Source organism: Roseomonas rosulenta (assembly GCF_016106005.1).
In the GTDB taxonomy this organism is placed as follows: domain Bacteria; phylum Pseudomonadota; class Alphaproteobacteria; order Acetobacterales; family Acetobacteraceae; genus Neoroseomonas; species Neoroseomonas rosulenta.
On record NZ_JACADR010000476.1, the window covers coordinates 1 to 1,941 of the forward strand.

The 1,941-nt window shown below is 70.4% G+C and carries 2 protein-coding genes; both read right to left on the reverse strand.

Annotation, left to right across the window (positions count from 1 at the left end; translation table 11 throughout):
- On the reverse strand, positions 1-1,755 hold a 1,755-nt coding region (gene bcsA / locus HW578_RS26000; protein ID WP_198373605.1), incomplete at its 3' end, for a UDP-forming cellulose synthase catalytic subunit.
- A partial coding sequence (locus HW578_RS26005) for a cellulose synthase operon protein YhjQ/BcsQ (protein WP_198373606.1) occupies positions 1,752-1,941 on the reverse strand: 190 nt, incomplete at its 5' end. The genes bcsA and HW578_RS26005, both read right to left, overlap by 4 nt.

Sequence of the window (1,941 nt, forward strand, 5' to 3'; positions counted from 1 at the left end):
GCCGAGCGAGAGGTCGTGCGTGCGGGCATCGACGCGCTGCCCGTCGGGCAGCACCAGCACCGCGGGCAGCGCGACGGCGACGCGCGCGCGGGCGCGCAGCTGGCGCCGCTCGCGCCCCGCGGCGATCGAGGCCAGCACCGGCACGAGGCAGAGCGTCGCCCAGATGCCGTTCAGCAGGAAGGCCTGGCTTTCGAGGCTGCCCCAGGGGTTGGTCGCGATGCCGTGGATGCCGGCCGCGACACCGAGCGCGAGCAGGATGCCGAGCACGAGGCTCGGCCAGACCGCGCGCCAGTCGAAATAGCCCTCGGGCAGCAGTCCGCCCTTTGCGGTCACGTTGAACTTCCCCTTGCGCGGGTCGAGCAGCGTCGCGAGCGTGACCGGCACCAGCCACAGCGCGAGGACGGTCTCGTAGATCTCGGACCAGAAGGAATGGCGCACGCTGCCGGCCACGCGCGACCCCGTGGTGACCGCGTGGAAGATGTGCGGCCCGGCATAGGCGATGATGGCGAGCGACGAGGCCGCGATGACGCTGTGCCCCAGCAGCAGGAACGCGAGCGGCGCGGTGAGGAACACCACGCGCGGCACCGCGAACAGGAAGTGGAACATGGCGCTGAAGTAGCAAAGCCGCTGCCACAGGTTCAGGCCGCGCTTGGTCAGCGGGTTGTCCACCCGCATGATCTGCAGCATGCCGCGTGCCCAGCGCATGCGCTGGCCGATATGGATCATCAGCCGGTCGGTCGCGAGGCCGGCTGCGAGCGGCACGCGCAGATACGCCGTGTTCCAGCCCAGGCGCTGCATGCGCAGCGAGGCGTGGCAGTCCTCGGTCACCGTCTCGGTCGGCACGCCGCCCGCCTGCAGGATCGCCTCGCGCCGGATCACCGCGCAGGAGCCGCAGAAGAAGGTGGCGTTCCACAGGTCGTTGCCCGGCTGCACCAGGCCGTAGAACATCAGCCCTTCGTTGGGCACGTCGCGGCCGTTCGACAGGTTCCGCTCGAACGGGTCGAGCGAATAGAAATGGTGCGGCGTCTGCAGCATGCCGAGCTTCGGGTCGCGCAGCATCCAGCCCATCGTCATCTGCAGGAAGGCGCGCGTGGGCACGTGGTCGCAGTCGAAGATGGCGATGAAATCGCCCGTCGTGTGCGCCATGGCGTGGTTCAGGTTGCCCGCCTTGGCCCCCTTGTTGTCGGGGCGGATGATGTAGCCCGCACCGCATTGCTCGGCGAAGTCGCGGAATTCCGGGCGGCGGCCATCGTCCAGGATCCAGACGTGCAGCTTCTCGGGCGGCCAGTCCATCGACAGCGCGGCGAGCACGGTCGCGCGCACCAGCTCGAGATCCTCGTTGTAGGTCGGGATGTAGACATCGACGCTCGGCCAGTCGGCGGGATCGTCGGGCAGCGGCACCGGCTTGCGGTCGAGCGGCCAGAGGGTCTGGAGGTAGCCGAGCAGCAGCGCCATCACCGCATAGGCTTCGGCCAGCACCAGGCCGATCATGAAGAAGCCCTGCCAGAAGCCCTCGGGCCCGATGGTGTCGGCGATGCGCCAGTGGATGTAGCGCAGCGACACCAGGCAGGAGAGCACCGCGAGCAGGATGGTCACCCGCCGCGACCGGAAGCGGTTCAGCACCATGAAGGCGACGATGCCGCCGATGGCGAGCAGCGCCTGGTCCTCGGCCGAGAGCGGCGCCACCACCACCGCCCAGGCGACCAGCAGCCCCAGGATCACGACGCCCGTGCGGAGGATGAGCGTTCCGGTCATGTGCGCATCCAGGGAAACAGCGGCGATGCGACCGGCGAGGGCGCCGGCGGCGAGGGTGGCGGCAACTCGCGCAGGATGGCCGCGGCGAGGTCCGCCACGTCGCGCGCGGCCGCGCTGGCGGGCGCATGGGCGCCGACCGGGCGCTGGCAGGCGAGCGCCTCGGCCATCGCATCGTCGCGCGCAACG